Below are 22,998 nucleotides of genomic sequence, written 5' to 3'. Positions count from 1 at the left end.
GGTGTTTGGTCATTTCTGCCTTGCGTACGGTGCAATGCAGCATAATTTTTAGTCAGAACATAAAGTATCGCTGTGCCATAGGCAGCACTTCGGCCGGTTGGCAGGTCAGCAATTCACCGTCTGCCCGGACCTCATAGGTTTCCGGATCAACCTCGACATGCGGCGTCGCGTTGTTGAGCAAAAGATCCTGTTTGCCAATCTCTCGTGTGTTTTGGACAGCGACGGTCTGCTTCGCCAAGCCCAGTGTATCGCCAATCCTGTCGGCCTGTGCGGCCTCAGAGACAAATGTGATTGCCGAATGCTCGACCGAGCGGCCATAGGCCCCGAACATCGGGCGGCTATAGACTGGTTGCGGTGTCGGGATCGAGGCGTTGGGGTCACCCATCTGGGCACAGGCAATCGTACCGCCCAGCAAAACCATCTCGGGTTTCACACCAAAAAAGGCAGGGTTCCATAAAACGAGATCGGCACGTTTGCCTTCTTCGATACTGCCAATCTCGTGGCTCAGGCCATGGGCAATGGCCGGGTTGATCGTGTATTTGGCGATATAGCGTCTGACGCGCAGGTTGTCGTTTTCGCCTGTTTCCTCGGGAAGGCGCCCGCGCTGTTTCTTCATTTTGTCAGCGGTTTGCCACGTCCGGATCAACACTTCGCCCACGCGGCCCATAGCCTGACTGTCGGACGCAATGATGCTGAACGCGCCCATGTCGTGCAGGATATCTTCAGCCGCGATGGTCTCACGCCGGATGCGGCTTTCAGCAAAAGCCACGTCCTCGGGGATGGATTTGTCGAGGTGATGGCAGACCATCAGCATGTCCAGATGTTCCTCGACCGTGTTTACCGTAAAAGGCCGCGTGGGGTTGGTAGAGGAGGGCAGGACATGGTCCTCTCCGCAGATTTTGATGATATCTGGTGCGTGGCCGCCGCCCGCGCCTTCAGTGTGGAAAGCGTGGATAGTACGACCCTTTATCGCGGCAACCGTGTTTTCAACAAACCCGGATTCGTTGAGCGTGTCAGTGTGGATCATCACCTGAACGTCCATCGCGTCAGCGACCGAAAGGCAGCAATCAATGGCCGCCGGGGTCGTACCCCAATCCTCGTGCAGTTTCAGGGCACAAGCCCCGGCTTTGACCTGCTCCTCCAAAGCAGCTGGAAGCGAAGCATTTCCCTTGCCTGCAAAAGCAAGATTCATGGGAAAAGCATCCGCCGCCTGCAACATCCGGCCAATATGCCACGGGCCCGGGGTACATGTGGTCGCCAGAGTTCCATGTGCCGGGCCGGTGCCACCGCCAAGCATGGTCGTCAGGCCAGAATGCAGCGCGTCCTCGATCTGTTGCGGGCAGATGAAGTGAATATGGCTGTCGAACCCGCCAGCCGTCAGGATGCGACCTTCGCCCGCGATGGCTTCTGTGCCGGGACCGATGATGATGTCTACTCCGGGTTGCGTATCTGGATTTCCGGCTTTGCCGATCTTGCCGATGCGCCCGTTCTTCAGACCGACATCCGCCTTGTAGATACCCGAGTGATCCACGATCAGAGCATTGGTGATCACAGTGTCCACGGCACCTTCGGCACGCGTGGCCTGAGACTGCCCCATCCCATCTCGAATGACTTTGCCGCCACCGAACTTGACCTCTTCACCATAGACATCTTCGCGGTGGCCGGTTTCACTAAAACGCGCAGTTGTTGCGCGCTCCACGATAAGGTCTTTTTCTACCTCGATGATCAGATCGGTATCTGCCAATCGTACTTTGTCGCCGACCGTGGGGCCGAACATGGAGGCATAGTCACTCCGACTGATCTTGCCCGGCATCTTTCAGAGCCCCCATGATATGCATATTGAAACCGTAAATGTGCCGGCGCCCTTCAAATGGCACCAGTATAACTTCGCGAGTTTGGCCTGGCTCAAATCGCACCGCGGTACCCGCCGGGATGTCCAGCCGCATACCCAAAGCTGCATACCGATCAAAATCCAGGGCCGAGTTTGCTTCGGAAAAATGGTAGTGGCTGCCGACCTGTATGGGTCGATCGCCTGTATTGGCGACAATAACAAGACGGCTGCTGCGTCCCGCGTTCAGCGTCAGTGAGCCTTCGGCAGGAATGATCTCACCCGGAATCATTTCGGCAGCTTCAAAATCACGGTTATGGCGATGACCCCGATCAAAGCCAACCCAGCTGCAAGCGCGGCGTAATCGCTGCCATGGGCGTGAATATGGGTATCCGAATGGGCCGTGGCCGGGCCAGCCAGAATGAGAGCGGGAAACAGCATGCGGATCATGGGTGGCTCCTTTGGAAATTAGCGAATGGGGTTGTGGACAGTCACAAGTTTTGTGCCATCCGGGAAAGTGGCTTCGACCTGCACCTCGTGGATCATCTCGGGCACGCCCTCCATGCAGTGTTCCCGAGAGATCACTTCAGCCCCAGCTTGCATCATGTCGGCGACCGAACGGCCATCGCGCGCGCCTTCGACCACGGCATCGGTAATCAACGCAATGGCCTCGGGGTGATTCAGCTTGACGCCACGCGCCAGCCGTTTGCGAGCGACCTCGGCGGCCATAGCGACCAGCAGTTTGTCTTTTTCACGAGGGGTCAGGTTCATGTCAGAGCATCCAGCATCGGGGTAATGTGTCTTTGTTCAGCCGGCGCAGAACCGGCATCATTGTGCGGCGCAGTGCAAAGCTGTCGCCGGCCAGAATGCGAATGACCAGTAGGTCTTTCCGGATCAGAGTTGCCCCGGCGGCGTCCGGTAGCAATTCCCTGACAGGTTCCAGATGACCTTCGGCGGAACTCGACATTAAGACGATCAGGGCCATCGCCCCTGCGCCGTTTGCAATATGCCGCTTAGCCAAGTGAGTGTGCCAATCACCAGCGAACCTAATCGCATCGAGAAACACCGGCGTTCCTTCGCGCCAAATCTCGATCTGATCGCGCAAGCGGATTTCAGTCAACGTTTCACCCATGGCGACGCGTCCAAAAACAAGCGGTTCCACCATCAGCATTTCGGCATCCGGTGACAGGTCGATCCTGAGGCGCCGGTCCAACGCACTGCCATTGTACAGAATAGTCTCTTGCGGCAACCAGTTCAGCCGGGCTCCAGCCTCTACCGTCAAATGATTTGTAACCTGGCCCCATTCTTTGGGCTGGGCCTTGTAAGCGCGCTCGCAAGCTTGCGTAGTCAAGGTCAGCGCCGTGCCTTTTGCTGCCTTGCAAGAAAACCGAAATGAATCTCCTCCGGTCACTCCGCCAGCCGAGTTTAGCAGAACCGCATCAAGTTCAGGTGTCGTGGTTCTGGGGAATAGGCATTTGAAAGACCCAGATTGGCGAAACTTGTTCAGCACGGTCCTGTTGCCCAATTGCTTGGTGCTTAAGCTGACGGTGCCTGCTGCGCGCGGTGGTACTGCGCTGTGCGCGGGTAATATGGTTGCAACTTGTGTAATAGGGCACCTACAGCGCTTCGTTTTGCTGCCACCTGTTTCTCTGTTGAAGTATCGGAACACTAACCTGCAGCGTCGGAATCTGCTTAATTTCACATCATGTGATTAAATTTTAGACAGCAACCATTGGCTTGGATGAAAAAATATGCGCATCTCGCCGATTTCCCAAATTGGGTTAAAGGTAACTTGGGGAGGCTTCGTTTTCCTGAAGGATGGGCGGAAAGCTGAACTCAGCTATCCGCACGATTGCCACAGTGCGTCTTCCCGTTCGCAGGCTTTCATCAGCCTCGAATAGACAAGTGACACAGGCTTCATCGACGCGCCAGCAGAGAGCTCAGAATGAAATCCTCCATGCTTCCAGCGATTTTGCTCATGGGCGTTTCCGACAGAACGCTGCGATACGCGCTTCCTTCCAGAACCTCTATCACCAATTGCGACGCCTGTAGAGGATCCGGAACAGCGCGCAGATCTCCTGCCTCCACGCCGCGTCTCACTACTTCTTCAAGCGCCTCCGTCAGTCTGGCTCGGTTTTCGACGAACAGTCGCGCGATATCCTGTTGACGAACGGCTTCGCTCGAAATCTCCAAGGTGAGGATGACGTTTTCCGGCGCAGCCAGATAGTTGGCGTAGGCCCGGATGAACTTTTTCAACACTTTGGGTGCGGGTGCATTTGAATTCAGGACTTTCAGAAACGGCTCCAGTTCGCGGCGTTCGAGCATTGCGATTTCCACAAGCACATCATGCTTGCCGCGAAAATGGTTGTAGAGGTTTCCAAGGCTGACGCCCGCCCGCGCTGCGATATCGCGGACGCCGGTCTGATGATAGCCGCGCTCGAGAAAACACATGACGGCGGCTTCCAAAATCTGGTTGCGGCGCTTGGCTGTAGCCTTTTCCCGGGTTGACCCTGGTTTTTTGGTGTCTTCAGACATTTTTGCTTTTTCATATTGAACGAACGATCGTTCATAGTATATGACATCCAATCGTGCACCACAAGGCGCAATGGTTCAGGCGGCTCAGGAAAAACAGGACAATGACAGACAAAACCTCAGAAGCTCAGCGAAGACCAGCCCGACGATGGCTCTGGATTGGATTGTCGCTGATGCTGTTTGTGGCGATCGTCATCTTGTTATTTGACGCGGAAGATACGGTTGATGTTCAGGCAACAAACATCTCACCTCCGCCACCGACCGTCTCTGTCGTAACTGTTGTTCCGGAAACCGTGCAGGCGCGAGTTTCTGCATTTGCCGAAGTTCGGCCTCGTTGGGATGCCGAGCTGCGATCTGCTGTGTCCGGGCGCATCACCGCAGTCCATGCCGGTGCTTTGGCCGGGACACAGGTGGAAGGGGGCGACCCCTTGTTTTCAATCGAAAATGCCCCCTATCAAAGCGCCGTTGCAGCCGCCGAGATGGAGCTTGAGCGAGCGGAGCTTGCGCTGTTGCGCGCGCACAACAACGTAACCGTCGCGAAACGGCAGTTCGAACGGGATGGGGTGGAACCTCCAAACGAACTGGCCGTGAACCTGCCGCAATTGCGCGTCGCCGAAAAAACCGTTGCAGCGGCGCAGGCACGCCTGAATGCGGCGAGAAATGACCTGAAGGAAGCAGAAATTGTTGCCCCGTTTTCAGGCTTTGTCACCCGTCGTTTTGCCAGCCTTGGCCAGACGGTCAACCCGGGCGATCCCCTGATACACCTGTCGGACAACCGGCAATTCGAACTGGTTGCCGGGTTCAGCCAAGCGGATTGGGCGTTGTTCGATCATCCGATCTCTGGCGTTGCTGCTGACCTGACGCACCGTTCGGGCGAAAACCTGGGTCAGGCACGCGTCCGGCGTGGAGGCGGTTTTCTGGATCAGGACACACGACAGGTGCGCGTCTTTTTGGATGTCGCAAACCCCGGTGACGGCATACTCGCCGGAGACTTTCTGAAAGTGCACATTCCCGGACGGCGAATTGCTGACACCGTGACCCTGCCGGAAAGCGCCCTGACGCGCGCGGGGTACATTTGGATAGTGGATGAAAACGACCACCTTCAGAGATTCAGCCCGAACATCCTGTTCCGCAGCGAAGGTGCTGTCACGATACAGGCCCCCGACGGGAACGGCCCATGGCGCGTGGCCAAGACACCTTTGGCCTCGTTTCTGCCGGGTCAACGCGTCACGTCGCTGTCGGATGGGGGTTGAGCCATGCACGCACTGACATCCTGGTTTATCCGCAACCCTGTCGCCGCCAATCTGATGATGGCGCTGATCCTCTTTCTTGGGGTGCAGACGCTGCTGAATATTCGGATCGAGGGCTTCCCTCGCATACCTGCGGAAAGCGTTACGATTTCGATCGAGTTCCCGGACGCCACTTCCGAACAGGTCGATGAATTGGTGACCCGGAAAGTTGAGCAGGCGCTGGAAGGGTTGGAGGGCGTGCGCAGTGTGACTTCGCGATCCCAAAACGATCTGAGTGTCGTGACCGTCCGCCGCGCGGGTGGCCAGAAACTGCAAGCCGTTCTGGATCGTGTCCGCATTCGCATCGATGGGTTGACCGATCTGCCCGATACCGCGCGCCGCCCTGTGATCGAAGCGTCGGGTTTCGATTTTCCAGCGCTCTATCTGAACCTCTACGGCGAAACAGACCCGGCCACATTGCAGAGCCTGGCGCAGCGCCTGAAGGAAGAGCTACTGGCGCAACCGGAATTGTCCCGGCTGCAAATCTGGGGTCTGATCCCGCGGGAACTACGCATCGAAATCGACCCTGCGCTGTTGCGCCACTATGGCCTGACCGTGGCGGATGTGACCCGCGCAATCGAGGAAAACTCGGTGACATTTCAGGCAGGCCGTTTGCGGACCGAGGGCGGCACGATCTATCTGCGGGCCGATGATCGCGCAAAATACGCTCCTGAGTACGCGGCCCTGCCGATCATCGAACGTGACGACGGGTCTTTTGTGCCCTTGGGTGATATCGCCAAGATCGAAGACGGGTTTCAGGACGGCGAGTACCTGTTTCGGCTGAACGGCAAACCAACCGTCGGGATGGAGGTTCTGGTCGGGCAGAAAGAGAACCTGCTGACGATCAGTGACGTTGTGCGCCGCACGGTGGATGAGTTCAGCCGCCAGTTGCCGTCGCAGGTTCAGGTCGATGTCTGGGGCGACAGCGCCGGCTATATCTCGGACCGGCTGGCGCTGTTGCGGTCCAACGGGGTGCAGGGGCTGATCCTTGTGACTTTGATGCTGTCGGTGTTTCTGAACGTGCGCCTGGCCTTCTGGGTCGCCATGGGCATTCCGGTTTCGGTCATGGGGGCCATAGCCGTTTCGGGTTCAAAATGGGTGGACTATTCGCTCAACGATGTCACCACCTTTGGTCTGATCATCGCCCTGGGCATTCTGGTCGATGATGCCGTTGTGGTCGGAGAAAGCGTTTACGATGAACGTCGAAAGGGCACGGACCCGATACAGGACACTGAACGCGGCGTGCACCGCGTGGCGGTCGCAACAGTCTTCGGCGTGCTGACGACAATCGCGGCGTTCTTCCCGATGCTGCTGATCGACAACCCGTTGGGCAAGGTGCTGGCCGGGTTCGCGGGGATCGTGATCCTGACGCTGGTCTTTTCGCTCATCGAAAGCAAGTTCATCCTGCCCGCCCATCTGGCGCAGGTTTCGATGAGGCAAGAGCGAAGGTACCTGCTGTCCCGCCTCTGGGGCCGCGTACAGGATACCGCGCAGGGCGGCCTGGACTGGGGGCGGGATCGCATCTATCAGCCGCTGCTCGTTGCGGCAGTGCGGCAGCGCTATGCCGTGCTGATCCTGTTCGTCGCCGCCGCGACGCTGGGGCTTGGCCTGATGTACAAGGGCAAGGTCAGAATGGTGTTCTTTCCCGAAGTGCCCGGTCAGATCATCACGATGAACCTGGAAATGGACGCCCGCGCGCCCTTTGCACTGACCCGCGCGAACGTGGATCGGATCGAAACTGTGTTGAGCGATCTGAACGCCGAGCTTGCCGAAGACGCAAGTATGGCCGCGCCGCCCGTTCAGACCGTGTTCAGCATCATCAACAGCGCGGGCAGCGCACAAATATACGCCGAGATGATCCCGGTGGCCGAACGACCGGATGTTCCGATCCTTTCCGTGGTTCGCGTATGGCGCGACCGGGTCGGAGCGGTCGAAGGCGCAACCGAACTGGAGTTCACCGGATCGGAAACGCTCGCCGGAGGATTCCGCATCTGGTTGGCGTCAAGAGACGAAGACCTGCTGCGACAGGCGAGCACCGAGATGAAAGACTTCCTATCGAACATCGAGGGCGTGGCGAATGTTCGGGATGGGCTGGCGGGCGGCCAGCCCGAACTGAAGCTCCGCCTGCGTCCGGACGCGCGGCACCTTGGCTTCAATGCCGAGGCTTTGGCCAGACAGATTGGCTATGGGTTTGGCGGGGCCGAGGTGACCAAGGTTCGGCGCGACGGGTCCGAAATTCGCGTGGTCGTGCAGAACGCGCGGGAAAACCGCGATACGCTGGCCGATCTGATGCAGACCCAGTTGCGCAGTGCATCCGGTGCCTGGGTGCCGCTTGAGACGGTTGCCGAAATCGAAGGCACCTACACCTCTGGCACCGTCGATCGCCGCGATGGCAAGCGCATGAACATCGTGGCCGCGTCCATCGACCGTGACCGTGTTGCCCCCGAAGAGGTTGGTCAGGCAGTGTTCGATCAGCTGGTCCCGAAACTCCGCGAAAAGTACCCGAGCGTCACAGTTTTGCCCGCCGGTGAACTGGAAGAGATGGCCGATATCAGCGGTGGCTTGAAACGTGCGCTGCTGCTGGCGGCGGTTCTGATCTATGTGTTGATGGCCGTGCCGTTGAAAAGCTATTGGCAACCTTTCGTCATTCTGGCCATCGTGCCCTTTGGTTTTATCGCGGCTGCGGTCGGGCACCTGATCATGGATGTGTCGCTGTCGCTGTTTTCGTTCTTCGGCATGCTGGCGCTGACCGGCGTGATCGTGAACGACAGTCTGGTCATGATCACCCGATACAATCAGGCGCGCCAGGAAGGTCAGCCCGTGAACCTGGCGCTGAAAAGCGCCGGCATCGGACGTTTCAAGGCGATCTTTCTGACCACCGCAACGACGGTGATCGGCTTGCTGCCCTTGCTGACGGAAACCTCGGAACAGGCGCAGTATCTGATCCCTGCCGCCATTTCTCTGGCTTTTGGCGAACTGTTCGGCACCGCCCTCATGCTGCTGCTGGTGCCCGTGCTGATCGCCATTGCCGAAGATGTCCTTGTCGTCTTCAAGCCAGCCCCGCCGCACCCTTCCGGAGAAAGGACATATTTATGACACGTAGCATTCTGGCCCCCGCATTCGCCCTGATGGCGCTTGCAACGCCTGCCGCATCTGATGGTCTGAACGTGATTGTGGAGGGTATCCGCAACGCCAAGGGAAACATTGTGATCCTTGTTTTCGACGACGCGCGCGCCTTTGACGGTTTGGATGTCCAGAGCGCGATTGACTACGCCCAGGTTCCGTCCCGCAAAGGCAGTGTCAGCCATGAGTTTCCCGACCTGACGGCCGGCCCCTATGCGGTGCTGCTGTTTCACGACGAAAACAAGGACGAAGACCTGAACATGACCGAGACGAAGCTTTTGGAGGGGCTGGGTTCAACCGGCGCCCCGAACCCTCAGGACATGCCTGATTTCGAGGCCGCCTCGGTCTGGCCGGGCGATGTCCGCGTTCGTGTCCACTATGATCAGTGATGCCGCATGCTGAGGGACAGAAAACTGACTATCGGTACGTTGCTGAGCGTGTTTCGGTGGCGTGTCGGGATCACATGGTTTCTGATACTGTCGGAAACTGCATTAACCGTGTTGATCCCGCTGTTTATCGGCTTTGCCATAGATGGATTGCTGAGCGGACAGTTTCAGCCCTTTGTGCATTTGGGCGCTCTTATGGTCGCCCTCACGCTGATCGGCGTGATCCGGCGGATATACGATACGCGTGTCTACGGAACGATCCGCGTCGAACTGGGCAAGGCGCTTGCTGCGCGTTTTTCAAACCTGCCGATTTCTTTGTTGAACGCCCGGATCGGAATGGGGCGCGAACTGGCCGACTTTCTGGAAGAGATCCTGCCTTCGGCCATTTCAGGAATCATGCAGTTCGTCGTCTCAGCAATATTGCTGTTTTACTTCTCGCCGGTGCTGGCTCTGTCAGCCTGCGGGGTGCTTGTGGGAATGATATGCATCTACGCCCTGTTTCATTCGACGTTCTGGCAATGGAACCGGGCCCTGAATGAGCAGATGGAACATCAGGTCAGCATTCTGGAGCAACGCCGCGTCCGCCCGGTGCTTGTCCACCTGATGAAACTGCGTCGTTTCGAAGTGAAGCTCTCGGATACCGAAGCCTACCTGTACGGTGTGATCTTCGTTCTGCTGATAGGTCTGATCCTGTTCAACCTGTGGTTCGCGACGCAAAATCTGGATGCGACACCCGGAATGATCTTTTCGATTGTCAGCTACTCATGGGAATTTGCTGAAGCCGCACTTGCTTTGCCGATCACGTTCCAATCCTGGTCCCGGCTGTCCGAAATCACGGTCCGATTGCAGAGAGGATGAACAGATTTGCAAACTGCAAGTTGCGTGGAACGGGTGTTGCAATCAGGTGTTGGTCTTCTCGTGACCGCCGTTGAGCCACCCTCCGGTATGCGGCAGGGCAGCTCTTCGTGGCAGATATTCGGTACGATGGCTCTGCGGCGAAATTGTCAGAGGCCTGCAACGCGGAAAAGCAGGATTCGAAACAATGGCAGGGTCTCTGCGCAGGTCAGAGTGTTGAATGGAATGTCGTACAGGCTGTAGCTTTGCCAAGATGGCGTCGGCGGGCTCTTTCCGGCTGGGAAGGATCAGCCAAGCCAGCCTATCTGCAATTGCTTAGGTTCAGGCTGTAAAACGGCTGAGAATGTTATGCGTGATTTGCTGAGTGGTGCGGTCCTTCCACTTGAGACCCAGGAACCAATAGATGGTGCCCGCGCAGAAGACCTCGCCCTGGCCTTCGATCAGCTGCGCCCAACCTGTTTGCGAAACCGTGTCCTAGCGCGATACGATGTATTGCTCGGCCACCGTGGCACCGATGCTGGCGATGTGATACGGGCCGCGTTCGGATCAATATCTTTGTTGAAAGCGCTGACCTTGATTTCGATCCCGTCTCCTCGGCGGCAGCAGAACCGTGAGGAGTACCCGATCAAAGTTCATTCAAGCCCCGGTTCGGACTGTCGGGCCTCAACCTTGGTTGTGACGTTGTTCCCGGCAGCGCCCAGCATCGCAGGCGATGCGGCCACGCTCATGGAGGCTTTCAAAAAGCTTCGGCGGCTGAGTTGGTCAGTATTCAAAGCAGAGGTTTTTTGGGGCACGGTGATTTGTCCAGCTGGGTTGGAATACGGTTGGCACATCGGTCAAACGATCCGCAAAAATAACACACCCGGTGAAAGCCTAAAAAGCCAGTTGCTACCAGATTGAACAATATCAGGGCAAACACTGGCGCCGATGCGTTCAAAGATTGCCTTAGAACATTACCTTCCTCGGCATTCCATTGGCTTGGGCCACGCGGAATCTTGTCCAAGCCTAGGGGAGTGGCCCAGTGTTGTCTTGACTGCATAGGTTGTCGTTGGCGCGCGGGCAGGTTCCGCGCGCCAACAAGGCTTCACTCTTGCCAGCTCATGAAAACCTGCCGCGCCTTTTCGCTTTCGGGGCGCAGGTTCTCGATGCCGCCATAGGGGACGTCTTTACCGATTTCCGAGTTCGGATACTTGGCGATCATCTTCTGATGTCGCTTGATCATGTCCTGGAACGATGCGCCGGCCCAGAGGGAGTACCCGACCAGCGGATGCAGTTCGCGCGGGTCGCGATAGATGTTGTACGTTGGCGCGGCGGCTCCGGGCGCGCCCGGAGCAGGCAGGTGCATCTTGAACTCCTGTTTCACGACCGAGCGCAGAACCGGGCCCTCGTACACGTAGACGTAGTCGCGTCGCCCATTGCCTTCGCCTTCCAGCAGCAGCGCCGTCTGATCGATCCCATCGATCACCCGATCACGCGGGATATAGTCAGTGGCGCCAGCGATACGCGCCATCGTCGTGTAGATATCCGATACATGAAAAATGTCACCGGCGGCGCTGTCAGCCTCGATCACACCGGGCCAGCGAATGAATGCATCAGTGCGCACACCCCCTTCGAGATGTTGGGTCTTGCCGCCGCGATAGATCAGTTGGTTCAGCCCGGATGTTCCTTCGTAATGGTACATCAACCCGTTGTCGGCCATGATCATGACGATGGTGTTGTCCGCCTCGCCGGTCTTCTCCAGCGCGTCGAGAATTTCGCCGATCCAACCGTCCAGAAGCTGCAACTTGTCCGCGTGGAAGCCGCCGTTACGTGACAGTGCCTGATCGGGATAGACAAAGTTCAGCGGATAAAGCGGCCAGTATTGCAGGAAAAACGGCTCATCCAAGGCTGCGACACGCTCGAGCTGTTCAATTGCCTGCGTCTGGTAGCGCTCGTTCATCTCTTCGTATTTGGCTTGGGTCCATTCTTCACCTGCGGCCATTTCGACTTCGCGGGCTTGCCCTCCGGCCTCGGCTTCGACACCTGTCACCAAACCATAGGGCTTGAAACGCTCATCCAGCAGAAGGGCATTGTTCTGTCCCGACGCGTGGTACCCCAACATGTTGTTCGCCTGCATCGCCTCGCGGGTCATCAGGCTCAGCTGAACCTGCTGATGCAGCGGGAAGGCCGCCCAGTCAAAGCCCTGATTGTGCGGATAGGCCTCTTCGATATCGCCTTGATGCCATTTGCCGACATGCGAGGTGTTGTAGCCCGCCTGTTTCAGGATTTCCGGCAGCGTCACTTCGCTGGCAGGAAGCCCTTCCCCCACCAAAGCCACTTTCACCTCTTCCACGCCGGCCCGGATCGGGTGGCGCCCGGTCAGCATGGCCGTACGAGTGGGTGTACATGAGGGCTCGGTGTACATCCGCATCAACGACATGCCTTCGCTGGCAAAGTCATTGATATTCGGGGTTTCAATGCCCATCACATAGTTGAGTTTGCGTTCGCCCATCTGGCCAAAGCTGATGTCATCGATGAGGATGTACAGGAAATTTGGGGGTTTGCCGCCGTTGGCTTCCCGAAGTTCAGCCAGCCTCGCATCAATCTCGACGTCCTGCGCATCCCATTGCTCGCCAAATTGGGCGCGCAGGAACGCAAATTCACCGTCATGCACAATCGCGTCTTGTTGTGCGGCCGATTGTGTGGTGCTCAACGCTGCTAGCAAACAGGCTGCGATGCCAGTCCTTTGGACAACATTAGTCATTCTTCGTTCCCCCTTTGGTGCTCCTGAAGTTCATCGCCTGAACAATCAGGTCGCGACATTTTGCTGAAAGAGATTGGTTTGACTGATGCGCCAGCTCAGATAACCGCTGGTGTTCTGGTGGCGTTAGAAACGTCACCACGCGCTCTGATCGGGCATCGGCCTCAGGAAGCCGTGGTCGGCCCATGGTGGCGAGGTTTGGAGTTTTTGCTGACACTTGACTCCCTGCCGTTCGAATTCGCTACATTACCGGTAAAGTGTCAGGCTCTGGGAATGGACCGCATCAAGAATTCGCCAAATTCGCAAAAGGGTGTCCCTTCCGTATCGGGCGGGGTGACGCCCGCAGCCGTTCTGAAATTCGAACATCCCAACAAAATCGGGGAAATCACGCCGTGGGAGATAGACTTCCGCCAGCTCGATCCCGGTCGATTGTCGACGTCCATCAGGGTGCGCTCAGGGCGTTCGGTCTCCGCTCTCAGCATCGCGATGAACCAACGCGTTCATCAACGTGGTGTTTCGCCCAAGGACTGGATGACGTTCGGGATTCCGTCAAATGGTGCGGTCGACAAATGGCAGGCAAAGGACGTAACCGATAACGCATTCCTGTCCTTCGGTGACAGTGATGGGTTTGACGGTGTTTCGACGGCCGGTTTCTCGGGAAATGTCATTTCCTTCCAGACGCGCAGATTGGAGAATTTTGCAGAGTCCTGCGGATTTCACCTGGCGCGCGACACCCCGGACGCCCACAGGCTGAGGTCCAAAGCGGGCTTGGCCAGCATGGCGAAACTGGAGGGTCGCGTAGCCGGGCTTCTCAACAATGGTGATGCGCAGTGGTCTGAGGCGGCTGAGCAAGCCCTGATGCTGGAAGCCCTGATTATTCTGACCGACAACGAAGCGCATTTTGACAGGAGTCAGGCGGGCACCAGGCGGCGTGCCCTGGAACGCGCAACCGATCTTATGGTTGCCAATCTGGAAGATCCGATTTCAATTGAAGAGATTTGTAAAGAAAGCGGGGCGTCTTGGCGAACTCTGGATCGCGCGTTCAAGGAACAGTTCGGACAAAGCCCCAAGTCGTATTATATGCGTCTCAGGTTGAACCGTGTTCGCGAGGACCTTCTTTCAGGGTCTTTCAGCGGAAGAATAACCGATGCTGCAAACCGGCTCGGATTTTGGCATATGGGCCAGTTCGCGCGCGACTACAGGCTGTTTTTCCGAGAGCTGCCGTCTGAAACAAGGGGCGTGCAGAAATAGGTTTCCCATACCAATTCCGCTCTTCAGCACCCGGAAGTATCAGGGGCAGGGGCCAGCACCTTCCTGCCCTGAGCTGGCGTCAAGCGCATATCGGCAGGAGTGTTGTTGCCAGTTTCGAGCAGTATGGTGTCGTCCGGTACAGAGTTGAGATGCGCCAAGACCCGTAGGATCACATCTTGCCCAACGAATGGCGGCTACTTGTTGCGTCCAAATTTATAAGGTGCAGTTCTACCTGTTCCGAAGCAAGCCCGGTGGCCAATCTTTGCAGAACCGTCTCATTTTGATCTTTGTCAAAGTTGGATGCGGCCCGACGAGATACAGTCACCAATGTATCAGGAGGTCTTGCATGGAAAGACTGGTCGAAATTGGGCGGACATTTGTTCAGGCGATGCGTGATCGCAATGGCTTGGCAAGTGTTGACGAGATGTACGCGGAAAACGCTCAATCCATAGAGGCGGTTGTGCCTCCGGTGCGGCAATTTCGGATTACAAAGGGTCGCGACGCCATCAAAGCAAAGCGGGAAGACTGGCTGAAAACGCATGAAATCCAAACGCTTACGGCAGATGGTCCTTTTGTTCATCCGCCCAATCGCTTTGGCGTGCGTTTCAATGCCGAGGTCGTGCAGAAAGACACCGGACAAAGAATGAACCTTAGCGAGATTGCCATTTATTCCGTTGAGGATGGCAAGATTGTACTCGAAGAGTTCTTTATGTTGCCAAAATAGCGAACGGCGCCCGGCAACACGGGTTCCCAAGCGCTTGCGTCCATTTCAGGAAGCCTCGCCAGGTCCGGCGCTGCATCAAGTACGTCCAGTCAAAATGGGCGGTTGACTGGTCGGTCCGGGGCTTGGTGGACAGATGGATTTAGGCTTGCAGCATTTAAGCATTCTGCCCGGATCGGAGAACCCAGATGACCGAACTCTCACCTGACAAGCTGTCTGCCGAGGCCGGGGTTTGTGCGGCAGATACCGGCAAGAATGGCCCGCCACACCCCTATGAGAAACTTGATCGCGCAACGCGCGCGGCCCTTGCCCGTGCCACCGCCGGTGTTTCCCCGCATTCGATAATGGCCACCTGGATGGATTGGGCCCTGCACCTGGGTCGTTCACCCGGACGCCAGCTTGAACTGACAGAACGCGCGGCACGCGATGCGGCCAAACTTTGGGTCTATGCCAGCGAGATGGCGACCGGCGCGAAGGCCACTCCGCCTTTTCAGCCACGCAAGCAGGATCACCGTTTCAATGCGCCCGGCTGGCAGAAGGCGCCATTTTCCGTTTGGCAGCAGGCTTTTCTGAGCGCACAGGATTGGTGGCAGGCCGCAACGGACGAAATGCCGGGCATCGCCCCCCGCGACGCCGAACGCGCGCAATTTCAGATTCGCCAGGCACTTGATCTTGTCTCTCCTTCGAACTTCCTGTGGTCAAACCCGGAAATCATCAATCGCACCTTTCAGACCGGCGGTCGCAATTTGATAGAGGGCGCCGCCCACTTTCTTGAGGATGTTGCCCATACCATAACGCAACAGCATGAACCTGCCCCTCAGGGGTATGAAATCGGTAGAGACATTGCCGCAACCCCCGGCGGGGTCGTTTATCGCAACGCGCTGTTCGAGCTGATTCAATACACACCGCGCACCAAGCGCGTACAGGCCGAACCGGTCCTTTTCGTGCCTGCATGGATCATGAAATACTATGTGCTCGACCTTTCTCCGGAAAACTCCATGGTGCGTTATCTGGTCGAGCAGGGCTTTACCGTTTTCATGATCTCCTGGGTCAATCCCATGGCTGATCAGGCTGATCTCAGCCTCGAGGATTATCGCCTGAACGGTGTCATGGCCGCGATCGAGGCCATCGAGAAAATCGTTCCAGGTCAAAAGATTCACGCCAATGGGTATTGCCTTGGCGGCACACTTCTGGCGATTGCAGCTGCGGTTATGCAACGCGATGGCGATGACCGGCTTGCAAGCGTTACGCTGATGGCGGCGCAGGTTGATTTCGCCGAAGCCGGTGAGCTTTTGCTGTTTATCGATGACAGCCAGGTCGCTTTTGTCGAAGACCTGATGTGGTTGCAGGGCTATCTGGACCGCCCGCAGATGACGCGAACTTTCACGACAATCCGCGCCGAGGATCTGATCTATGCCCGGGCTGTCCGTCGCTATTTTCTGGGTGAAGACGACCTGCCTACGGATCTGACCGTCTGGAACAATGACACGACCCGGATGCCGGCGCGAATGCATTCCGAGTATTTGCGCGGTCTGTTCCTGGAAAACCGGCTGAGCGCTGGGCGCTTTTCAGTCGAAGGTCGGGTTGTTGCGCTCAAGGATATACGCGTACCCATGTTTGTGGTCGGAACGGAATCCGACCACATTGCCCCGTGGCGATCAGTGTACAAAATTCGGCTGTTTACCGACGGAGATCTTACATTCGTGCTGACCAACGGTGGTCACAATGGCGGCATCCTGAGCGAGCCGGGGCACAAGCACCGCCACTATCGGTTGGGCCACAGGCCGGCCGACGCGCTGTATACCTCGCCGGATGAGTGGTTCGAGTCGGCCGAAGAAAAGCAAGGTTCCTGGTGGCCAGCGATGGTGGATTGGATCAAAGACCGTTCATCGGGCGAAACTGCGCCGCCGCCGATGGGCGGAAAACGAAGGGGGGCTGAAAACCTGCCCAAAGCGCCGGGCAGCTACATTCATCAGACCTGAAACCGGTGGCGAGGGTCAGACCCGTCAGTGCCCGGTCGATCTTTTTTGGACATCCTGCGCAAGCCCTTCTGGTGCAGTTGAGATTTTGGTCGCTCGGTCAGATCTGGGACTTTGCGATGGATCAAGCCTTGCCGCGGCGCACGTGTGTTATCGTTCAGGTCGTCGGAACCCAGCGCCACATTTGCGGTTTTGTCGAAGGCTGAGCCCGCAATTTGCAACGAAAAGAGGCAATACACAGATGATTTCGGGCGGATGTATCTGGAGAGTTGGACCATGACACGTGCAATGGTTTTGAACGAGCCCGGCCGCGCGCTGAGACTGGAAGACATCGAACTTCCGGCGCCGGGCCCTCATGACATCGAGATCCAGATCGAGGCTTGTGGTGTCTGCCGAACGGATCTGCACATCGTCGACGGTGACCTCAAACATCCTGAACTTCCACTGATTCCGGGCCACGAAATCGTTGGGCGGATCGTTCGAAAGGGGGATGCCGTAACAGGGCTGGATGCCGGTCAGAGCGTGGGCGTGCCTTGGCTTGGGTCCACTTGTGGTAAATGTCCGTATTGCCGCCGCGCACAGGAAAACCTGTGTGACGCGCCGGTGTTCACGGGATACACGCGAAACGGTGGATTTGCCGAAGCCTGCCTTGCGGATGCACGGTATGTCTTTGCCTTGCCAGAGATTGCCGATCCGGTTGCACTGGCGCCGTTGTTATGTGCCGGGCTTATCGGGTTTCGCTGTCTGCGAATGGCCCAGGATGCCAAGGAAATCGGCTTTTATGGCTTCGGAGCTGCCGCGCATATCCTTGCACAACTGGCCGTCTGGCAGGACCGGAAAGTATATGCACTGACCCGGCCCGGCGATATTGAGGCGCAGGAGTTTGCGCGTGAGCTTGGCGCGGTATGGTCTGGTGGATCCGACGAACGACCACCGGCGGAACTGGATGCTGCAATCATATTCGCACCTGTCGGAGCCCTTGTGCCCAAAGCGCTGCAAGCTGTCCGCAAGGGCGGCCGCGTGGTTTGCGGCGGAATTCACATGAGCGATATTCCTTCCTTTCCCTACAGAGATCTTTGGGGGGAACGTCAAATCCTGTCTGTCGCAAACCTGACGCGTCAGGATGGTGAGGAGTTTTTTGCAATGGCTCAAGCCGCAGGCATCCAGACACGGACCCAAAGATATTCACTGAAAGACGCCAACACAGCCCTCGCGGATCTGGGCGCCGGACGATTGCAAGGTGCAGCGGTTTTGGTTCCCTGACCAATGGTCTGTCGCGCCCCGCACCGGCTTGACAAGTCACAGCGGACGTCAGCATCCGAAATTAGGGTGGTGGCTTAGGCAAACGGATCCTGATCGAGGAACGGACGGAACACCGGAGCACGAAAGACCGCTCGGCGCACTGGGATGCCGCCCACCCGTGCCGGGCACGATCATACCGGCAAACCCGTGGACGATCATGCGCCAACAATCAAACTGGACCGTCAGATGAGCGAAGAGCTTGTTTCCATTCAGCGTGCTGAAAATGCTGGCTTTGTATTGCAAATCGGCTTTTGGTGCCGCAGACAACGAATATTGGTGTCATGCCCGACAAATGTGTCACCGATATTTACATTTAAATATATGAAAAATATATGTTTAAACGTAAGAAAACGAAAAAGCTTTTCAAACGATCTTCATTTTCGTCAAGACGTTTACAAAATTTTGTTTCAAATCCAGTAATTTGTTGTGAAATTTTCCACCGCCTTTCCATTATTGAAATGCACATAAGTGCGCTTTCGTCTGCTGGAAGAGGAGCCAGACGACGAGAGAAAGGGAAATGGGAGGAATTAATGACCAACAAATCTGTCACACGCCGCGGCGTGTTGAAGTCTGGTGCCGTTGCAGGCACCGGTCTGGCCCTGCCTACGATCTTCACGGCTTCGTCGGCGGCCGCTTACACCAACGAACCAACCGGAGGGTCCGTGACCCTGGGCTTCAATGTTCCCCAGACCGGTCCGTATGCGGAAGAGGGCAATGACGAGCTGCTGGCGCAACAGCTGGCGGTGGAACACCTGAACGGAGAGGGTGACGGCGGTTGCCTGAACACCTTCACGTCCAAGGCGCTGAAGGGCAATGGCATTCTCGGCAAGAAGGTCGAGTTCGTCACAGGTGACACCCAGACCAAGTCAGACGCCGCACGTGCGTCTGCAAAGTCGATGATCGAAAAAGACGGTGCGATCATGATCAACGGCGGGTCGTCCTCGGGCGTGGCCGTTGCGGTTCAGGGCCTGTGTCAGGAAGCGGGTGTGATCTTTATGGCGGGTCTGACCCACGCCAACGACACGACCGGCAAGGACAAGAAAGCCAATGGTTTCCGCCATTTCTTCAACGCCTACATGTCGGGCGCTGCGCTTGCGCCGGTGCTGGCTGCCGAGATGGGCAATGACCGCCGCGCCTATCACCTGACAGCGGACTACAACTGGGGCTGGACCCAGGAAGAGTCGATCGTCGCCTCGACCGAAGCCCTGGGATGGGAAACGGTCAACACCGTCAAAACGCCACTCGCGTCAACAGACTTCTCGTCCTACATCACTCCGGTTCTGAACTCGGGCGCGGACGTTTTGGTTCTGAACCACTATGGCGGCAACATGGTGAACTCGCTGACCAACGCGATTCAGTTCGGCCTGCTCGACAAAGTCGCCAACGGCAAGGACTTCAAGATCGTCGTGCCGCTGTACTCGGAACTGATGGCCGCCGGTGCTGGCGAGAACATCAAGGGCGTGCTGGGTTCGATGAACTGGAACTGGCAGTTGCAGGATGAAGGCACCAAAGCCTTCGTGAAATCCTTCGGCGAAAAATACGGCAAGCCGCCGTCCAATTCGGCGCAAACCTGCTATGCCCAGGTTCTGCTATATGCTGATGCTTGCGAGCGTGCCGGTACGTTCAACCCATGCGGTGTTGTTGAAGCGCTGGAAGACTTCGAGTTCGACGGCCTGGGCAACGGCCCGACCTGGTATCGCGGCGCGGATCACCAGTGCTTCAAGGACGTACTGGTCGTGCGTGGCAACATGAACCCGACCAACGCCTATGACACGCTGGAGATCGTCGAGATCACCCCACGCGCGCAGGTTGAATACGATCCGGAGCATCCGATGTTCGCCGGTGGCGCACTGGGTGAGTGTAACCCGGGCGCATAAGACCGCGTATCAAAGTCTGGCTGCCAAAATGGTGGCCAGACACTTACAGCAGGGGTGATCCTGTTGTGCCACTCAATTCACACTGACCAACCCTGAGGTGGGCCAATGGACGCCATCCTATTGCAAATTCTGAACGGTCTGGACAAAGGGTCGGCTTATGCGCTGATTGCGCTGGGGCTGACGCTTATTTTTGGGACGCTCGGCGTTGTGAACTTTGCCCACGGGGCCCTGTTCATGATCGGTGCGTTCTGTGCCGTCACTTTGCAAAAGCTCATGAACCTGAGCTTTGTAACCATCGACGAGAGCCAAACCGACTTTCTTGGCAACCCGCTGAAGGTGGAAACACCTTATGTCGAGGCATGGTTCGGCCCGGAGTTCGGGGCGACGATCATCGACTGGTCCGTTCCATTGGCAATCCTGTTTGCGATCCCGATCATGCTGGCGGTTGGCTATGTGATGGAACGCGGGCTTATCAAGCATTTCTACAAACGCCCCCACGCGGACCAGATCCTTGTCACGTTCGGCCTGGCGATCGTGTTGCAGGAAATCGTAAAGTATTTCTTTGGTGCCAACCCCATCCAGACCCCGCCGCCCGACGCGCTGAGTGGCTCTATCGATCTTGGCACCATGATCGGGTTTGATCCCAACGCGATCATCTACCCGATCTGGCGCCTCGTCTATTTTGGCTTTGCAGTTGCCATTATCGGTGCCGTCTTCTCATTCCTGCAATTCACCACCTTCGGCATGGTTGTGCGCGCCGGCATGGCGGATCGCGAAACTGTGGGCTTGCTGGGGATCAACATCGACCGGCGCTTTACGATCATGTTCGGGATCGCTGCCGCGGTGGCCGGTTTGGCGGGCGTCATGTACGGGCCGCTCAACCCACCAAACTATCACATGGGGATGGATTTTCTGGTCCTCAGCTTCGTTGTGGTTGTTGTTGGTGGCATGGGGTCTCTTCCCGGCGCGGTGCTGGCTGGCTTTCTGCTGGGCATTCTCGAAAGCTTCGCCTCTACGACCTGGGCCACGACGACGATCCCGGGCATCAACCAAATCATCATCTACCTTGTTGCCATTATTGTGCTGCTCACACGCCCGCGCGGTTTGATGGGACGCAAAGGCGTGATGGAGGAATAATCGATGTTGGGACTGAACAAAAAAGATACCAGCCTGCTGATCATCGTCGGCATCCTTACGATGCTGGCACCCTTCATCCTGAATCCGTTCCCGGAAGGCAGCGCCATGGCGCAGTTCAACGCGGGCTATCCGGATCTGATGCAGCGCTTTGTCATCTTTGGCATCTTTGCCATCGGCTTCAACATCCTGTTCGGCCTTACCGGATACCTGTCATTCGGACACGCGGCCTTTCTGGGCGTTGGATCCTATTCCGCCGTATGGATGTTCAAGCTGCTGAGTTACAACATCATCCCGGCCATCGCACTCAGCGTTGTGGTCGCCGGGGTGTTCTCATTGCTGATCGGGTTCGTCAGCCTGCGCCGGTCGGGCATCTATTTTTCGATCCTCACGCTGGCTTTCGCCCAGATGAGCTTTGCGTTGGCTTATTCGGTGTTGTCCAACCCCAAATTCAACCTGACGAACGGGGAAACGGGATTGCAGGTTTACGCGGATGATCCACAGATTCTGCAAGGGGCGAATTCGCCGGACCTGCCGCATTTGTTCGGGTTGCCGATGCGCGCAACCTACACATTAGACGTGGGTGCGTGGAGTTTTGATTTCAACGCGGGATACTATCTGTGTGCAGTGATCATGATGGTGGTGTTCTATCTGTCCATCCGAATTTTCCGTTCACCTTTCGGGATGATGCTGCGGGCCGTCAAATCAAACCAGCAGCGGATGAACTATACCGGCCTGAACTCGAAACCCTACACGCTGGCGGCATTTGTCATCTCTGGCATGTATGCCGGCCTGGCTGGTGGGCTGATGGCCGCAATGGACCCGCTGGCAGGTGCCGAACGTATGCAGTGGACCGCATCGGGCGAGGTCGTTCTGATGACGATCCTGGGCGGCACCGGCACACTGATCGGGCCGGTGCTGGGTGCGGGCTTCATCAAGTACTTCGAAAATATCTTCTCGAAGATCAACGACAACGTGTTGCACAGCTGGTTTGCATTCCTGCCTGACGGGCTGGAGGACGCGGTGGTTTTCTTGATCCATCCGTTCATCGGCAAGGGCTGGCATCTGACGCTGGGCATTCTTTTCATGCTTGTCGTTATCTACTTGCCGGGTGGTCTTGTCGAAGGTGGTCAGCGTTTGCTGAACCGGCTCAAGCGCAAGAAATCAAAATCCGACGACGCGACGTCGGGCAAAACGGAACCGGCGGAATAAGGGGCGAGCCATGGCAATTCTAAGAGTCAAAGACGTCAGCAAGCGTTTCGGCGGTCTCAAGGCGCTCACGGACGTGAATCTCAGCGTCGAGGAGAATTCGGTTCACGCAATCATCGGGCCCAACGGTGCGGGCAAGTCGACCTTGCTGAATTGTCTGGTCGGCAAGCTCATGCCAGATACCGGGTCCGTATTGTTCGACAACGCATCGGTCTTGGGGCTTGAACCCTTCCAGATCAACCAGATGGGCATAAGCCGCGTGTTTCAGACACCCGAGATTTTTGGTGAATTGACGGTGATGGAGAACATGTTGATTCCGATCTTCGCCATGCGGGATGGGGCGTTCCGGATGCACGCTTATGAGACCATCGCCAACGAAAAGGCTGTTGTTGAACAGGCCGAAGCCATGCTGGAAGAGATGAACATGGCCGACAAGCGCGAGATGCACGCGGCCTCGCTGTCGCGCGGCGACAAGCGCCGGCTCGAGATCGGCATGTGCCTCAGCCAGAATCCGAGGCTGTTGCTGCTGGACGAACCGACGGCGGGGATGGCGCGGGCGGATACCAACAACACGATCGACCTGCTGAAACAGATCAAGGAAGAACGCGACATCACCATCGCGATCATCGAGCATGACATGCATGTTGTCTTCAGCCTTGCCGAACGCATCACTGTTCTGGCCCAGGGGACACCCCTGGTTGAAGATACTCCTGAAAACATCCGCGGAAACCCAAAGGTTCGCGAAGCCTATCTGGGCGAGGCTGCGTAAGGA

General features: G+C 57.1%; 20 protein-coding genes. 12 read left to right on the top strand and 8 right to left on the bottom strand.

Annotated elements, in window-relative coordinates; genetic code table 11:
• Window positions 1-52 precede the first annotated feature (52 nt).
• From ureC to GOW60_RS09210, 6 genes are all read right to left on the bottom strand, one after another.
• Window positions 53-1,813: an urease subunit alpha gene (ureC, locus tag GOW60_RS09235; protein ID WP_171229061.1), complete on the bottom strand. Its 1,761-nt coding sequence runs from the start codon at window positions 1,811-1,813 to the stop codon at window positions 53-55.
• Window positions 1,788-2,120, bottom strand: coding sequence for an urease subunit beta (locus tag GOW60_RS09230; protein WP_171229060.1), 333 nt, complete (start codon window positions 2,118-2,120; stop codon window positions 1,788-1,790). The genes ureC and GOW60_RS09230 overlap by 26 nt, the downstream gene beginning before the upstream one ends.
• The gene (locus GOW60_RS09225) at window positions 2,117-2,278 is read right to left on the bottom strand and encodes a hypothetical protein (RefSeq protein WP_171229059.1); all 162 of its coding nucleotides are present in this window, start codon (window positions 2,276-2,278) and stop codon (window positions 2,117-2,119) included. The genes GOW60_RS09230 and GOW60_RS09225 overlap by 4 nt, the downstream gene beginning before the upstream one ends.
• An 18-nt stretch (window positions 2,279-2,296) precedes the next feature.
• Complete coding sequence (locus tag GOW60_RS09220) at window positions 2,297-2,599, bottom strand: urease subunit gamma (protein ID WP_152459090.1); 303 nt, start codon at window positions 2,597-2,599, stop codon at window positions 2,297-2,299.
• A 1-nt stretch (window position 2,600) separates the two neighbouring features.
• A complete protein-coding gene (locus GOW60_RS09215) occupies window positions 2,601-3,338 on the bottom strand; it encodes an urease accessory protein UreD (protein ID WP_371813338.1) in 738 nt (245 codons plus the stop codon).
• 407 nt (window positions 3,339-3,745) lie between these two features.
• Window positions 3,746-4,363 carry a TetR/AcrR family transcriptional regulator gene (locus GOW60_RS09210; RefSeq protein WP_152459089.1) on the bottom strand — a complete coding sequence of 206 codons (618 nt, stop codon included), beginning with the start codon at window positions 4,361-4,363 and terminating at the stop codon, window positions 3,746-3,748.
• Window positions 4,364-4,464: 101 nt separating this feature from the next.
• On the opposite strand from GOW60_RS09210, the gene GOW60_RS09205 reads away from it, so the two are divergent.
• Genes GOW60_RS09205 through GOW60_RS09190 form a run of 4 tightly spaced genes read left to right on the top strand, consistent with a single transcriptional unit; the run spans window position 4,465 to window position 10,016 of the window.
• A complete protein-coding gene (locus tag GOW60_RS09205) occupies window positions 4,465-5,613 on the top strand; it encodes an efflux RND transporter periplasmic adaptor subunit (protein ID WP_171229058.1) in 1,149 nt (382 codons plus the stop codon).
• Window positions 5,614-5,616: 3 nt separating this feature from the next.
• Window positions 5,617-8,745, top strand: coding sequence for an efflux RND transporter permease subunit (locus tag GOW60_RS09200; protein WP_171229057.1), 3,129 nt, complete (start codon window positions 5,617-5,619; stop codon window positions 8,743-8,745).
• Window positions 8,742-9,161, top strand: a complete 420-nt coding sequence (locus GOW60_RS09195; RefSeq protein ID WP_171229056.1) for a DUF2141 domain-containing protein — start codon at window positions 8,742-8,744, stop codon at window positions 9,159-9,161. The genes GOW60_RS09200 and GOW60_RS09195 overlap by 4 nt, the downstream gene beginning before the upstream one ends.
• Window positions 9,162-9,167: 6 nt before the next feature.
• Complete coding sequence (locus tag GOW60_RS09190) at window positions 9,168-10,016, top strand: ABC transporter six-transmembrane domain-containing protein (RefSeq protein ID WP_171229055.1); 849 nt, start codon at window positions 9,168-9,170, stop codon at window positions 10,014-10,016.
• 629 nt (window positions 10,017-10,645) lie between these two features.
• On the opposite strand, the gene GOW60_RS21405 is transcribed toward GOW60_RS09190, so the two are convergent.
• A complete protein-coding gene (locus tag GOW60_RS21405; RefSeq protein WP_371813337.1) occupies window positions 10,646-10,846 on the bottom strand; it encodes a twin-arginine translocation signal domain-containing protein in 201 nt (66 codons plus the stop codon).
• 251 nt (window positions 10,847-11,097) lie between these two features.
• The gene (locus tag GOW60_RS09180) at window positions 11,098-12,756 is read right to left on the bottom strand and encodes a sulfatase-like hydrolase/transferase (RefSeq protein WP_171229053.1); all 1,659 of its coding nucleotides are present in this window, start codon (window positions 12,754-12,756) and stop codon (window positions 11,098-11,100) included.
• Between the two features lie 78 nt (window positions 12,757-12,834).
• On the opposite strand from GOW60_RS09180, the gene GOW60_RS09175 reads away from it, so the two are divergent.
• The 8 genes from GOW60_RS09175 to GOW60_RS09135 all read left to right on the top strand — a co-directional run bounded on the left by GOW60_RS09175 (window position 12,835) and on the right by GOW60_RS09135 (window position 22,995).
• On the top strand, window positions 12,835-14,004 hold the full coding sequence (locus GOW60_RS09175; RefSeq protein ID WP_171229052.1) for an AraC family transcriptional regulator: 1,170 nt from the start codon (window positions 12,835-12,837) through the stop codon (window positions 14,002-14,004).
• A 346-nt stretch (window positions 14,005-14,350) separates the two neighbouring features.
• On the top strand, window positions 14,351-14,728 hold the full coding sequence (locus GOW60_RS09170) for a nuclear transport factor 2 family protein (protein WP_171118898.1): 378 nt from the start codon (window positions 14,351-14,353) through the stop codon (window positions 14,726-14,728).
• Window positions 14,729-14,913: 185 nt separating this feature from the next.
• Complete coding sequence (locus GOW60_RS09165; RefSeq protein WP_171229051.1) at window positions 14,914-16,707, top strand: alpha/beta hydrolase; 1,794 nt, start codon at window positions 14,914-14,916, stop codon at window positions 16,705-16,707.
• A gap of 273 nt (window positions 16,708-16,980) precedes the next feature.
• Window positions 16,981-17,967: a zinc-dependent alcohol dehydrogenase family protein gene (locus GOW60_RS09160; protein ID WP_171229050.1), complete on the top strand. Its 987-nt coding sequence runs from the start codon at window positions 16,981-16,983 to the stop codon at window positions 17,965-17,967.
• 569 nt (window positions 17,968-18,536) lie between these two features.
• Window positions 18,537-19,883: a substrate-binding protein gene (locus GOW60_RS09150; protein WP_152459077.1), complete on the top strand. Its 1,347-nt coding sequence runs from the start codon at window positions 18,537-18,539 to the stop codon at window positions 19,881-19,883.
• Between the two features lie 105 nt (window positions 19,884-19,988).
• Window positions 19,989-21,020: a branched-chain amino acid ABC transporter permease gene (locus GOW60_RS09145; protein ID WP_171118891.1), complete on the top strand. Its 1,032-nt coding sequence runs from the start codon at window positions 19,989-19,991 to the stop codon at window positions 21,018-21,020.
• 3 nt (window positions 21,021-21,023) lie between these two features.
• Window positions 21,024-22,229 (top strand): branched-chain amino acid ABC transporter permease, encoded by a 1,206-nt coding sequence (locus GOW60_RS09140; RefSeq protein WP_171118889.1) that lies wholly within the window; start codon window positions 21,024-21,026, stop codon window positions 22,227-22,229.
• Window positions 22,230-22,239: 10 nt separating this feature from the next.
• Entirely contained in the window at window positions 22,240-22,995 is a 756-nt protein-coding gene (locus GOW60_RS09135; protein WP_152459074.1) for an ABC transporter ATP-binding protein, read from the top strand.
• The last annotated feature ends 3 nt before the right edge of the window (window positions 22,996-22,998 follow it).

This window comes from Ruegeria sp. HKCCA4008 (genome assembly GCF_013033125.1).
Lineage (GTDB): Bacteria > Pseudomonadota > Alphaproteobacteria > Rhodobacterales > Rhodobacteraceae > Ruegeria.
This window is presented reverse-complemented; position numbering and strand designations above follow the sequence as displayed.

Coding starts and splice junctions, on each gene's coding strand:
- ureC (WP_171229061.1), bottom strand. CDS start 1,813: ATGCCGGGCAAGATCAGTCGGAGTGACTATGCCTCCATGTTCGGCCCC.
- GOW60_RS09230 (WP_171229060.1), bottom strand. CDS start 2,120: ATGATTCCGGGTGAGATCATTCCTGCCGAAGGCTCACTGACGCTGAAC.
- GOW60_RS09225 (WP_171229059.1), bottom strand. CDS start 2,278: ATGATCCGCATGCTGTTTCCCGCTCTCATTCTGGCTGGCCCGGCCACG.
- GOW60_RS09220 (WP_152459090.1), bottom strand. CDS start 2,599: ATGAACCTGACCCCTCGTGAAAAAGACAAACTGCTGGTCGCTATGGCC.
- GOW60_RS09210 (WP_152459089.1), bottom strand. CDS start 4,363: ATGTCTGAAGACACCAAAAAACCAGGGTCAACCCGGGAAAAGGCTACA.
- GOW60_RS09205 (WP_171229058.1), top strand. CDS start 4,465: ATGACAGACAAAACCTCAGAAGCTCAGCGAAGACCAGCCCGACGATGG.
- GOW60_RS09200 (WP_171229057.1), top strand. CDS start 5,617: ATGCACGCACTGACATCCTGGTTTATCCGCAACCCTGTCGCCGCCAAT.
- GOW60_RS09195 (WP_171229056.1), top strand. CDS start 8,742: ATGACACGTAGCATTCTGGCCCCCGCATTCGCCCTGATGGCGCTTGCA.
- GOW60_RS09190 (WP_171229055.1), top strand. CDS start 9,168: ATGCTGAGGGACAGAAAACTGACTATCGGTACGTTGCTGAGCGTGTTT.
- GOW60_RS21405 (WP_371813337.1), bottom strand. CDS start 10,846: ATGTGCCAACCGTATTCCAACCCAGCTGGACAAATCACCGTGCCCCAA.
- GOW60_RS09180 (WP_171229053.1), bottom strand. CDS start 12,756: ATGACTAATGTTGTCCAAAGGACTGGCATCGCAGCCTGTTTGCTAGCA.
- GOW60_RS09170 (WP_171118898.1), top strand. CDS start 14,351: ATGGAAAGACTGGTCGAAATTGGGCGGACATTTGTTCAGGCGATGCGT.
- GOW60_RS09165 (WP_171229051.1), top strand. CDS start 14,914: ATGACCGAACTCTCACCTGACAAGCTGTCTGCCGAGGCCGGGGTTTGT.
- GOW60_RS09160 (WP_171229050.1), top strand. CDS start 16,981: ATGACACGTGCAATGGTTTTGAACGAGCCCGGCCGCGCGCTGAGACTG.
- GOW60_RS09150 (WP_152459077.1), top strand. CDS start 18,537: ATGACCAACAAATCTGTCACACGCCGCGGCGTGTTGAAGTCTGGTGCC.
- GOW60_RS09145 (WP_171118891.1), top strand. CDS start 19,989: ATGGACGCCATCCTATTGCAAATTCTGAACGGTCTGGACAAAGGGTCG.
- GOW60_RS09140 (WP_171118889.1), top strand. CDS start 21,024: ATGTTGGGACTGAACAAAAAAGATACCAGCCTGCTGATCATCGTCGGC.
- GOW60_RS09135 (WP_152459074.1), top strand. CDS start 22,240: ATGGCAATTCTAAGAGTCAAAGACGTCAGCAAGCGTTTCGGCGGTCTC.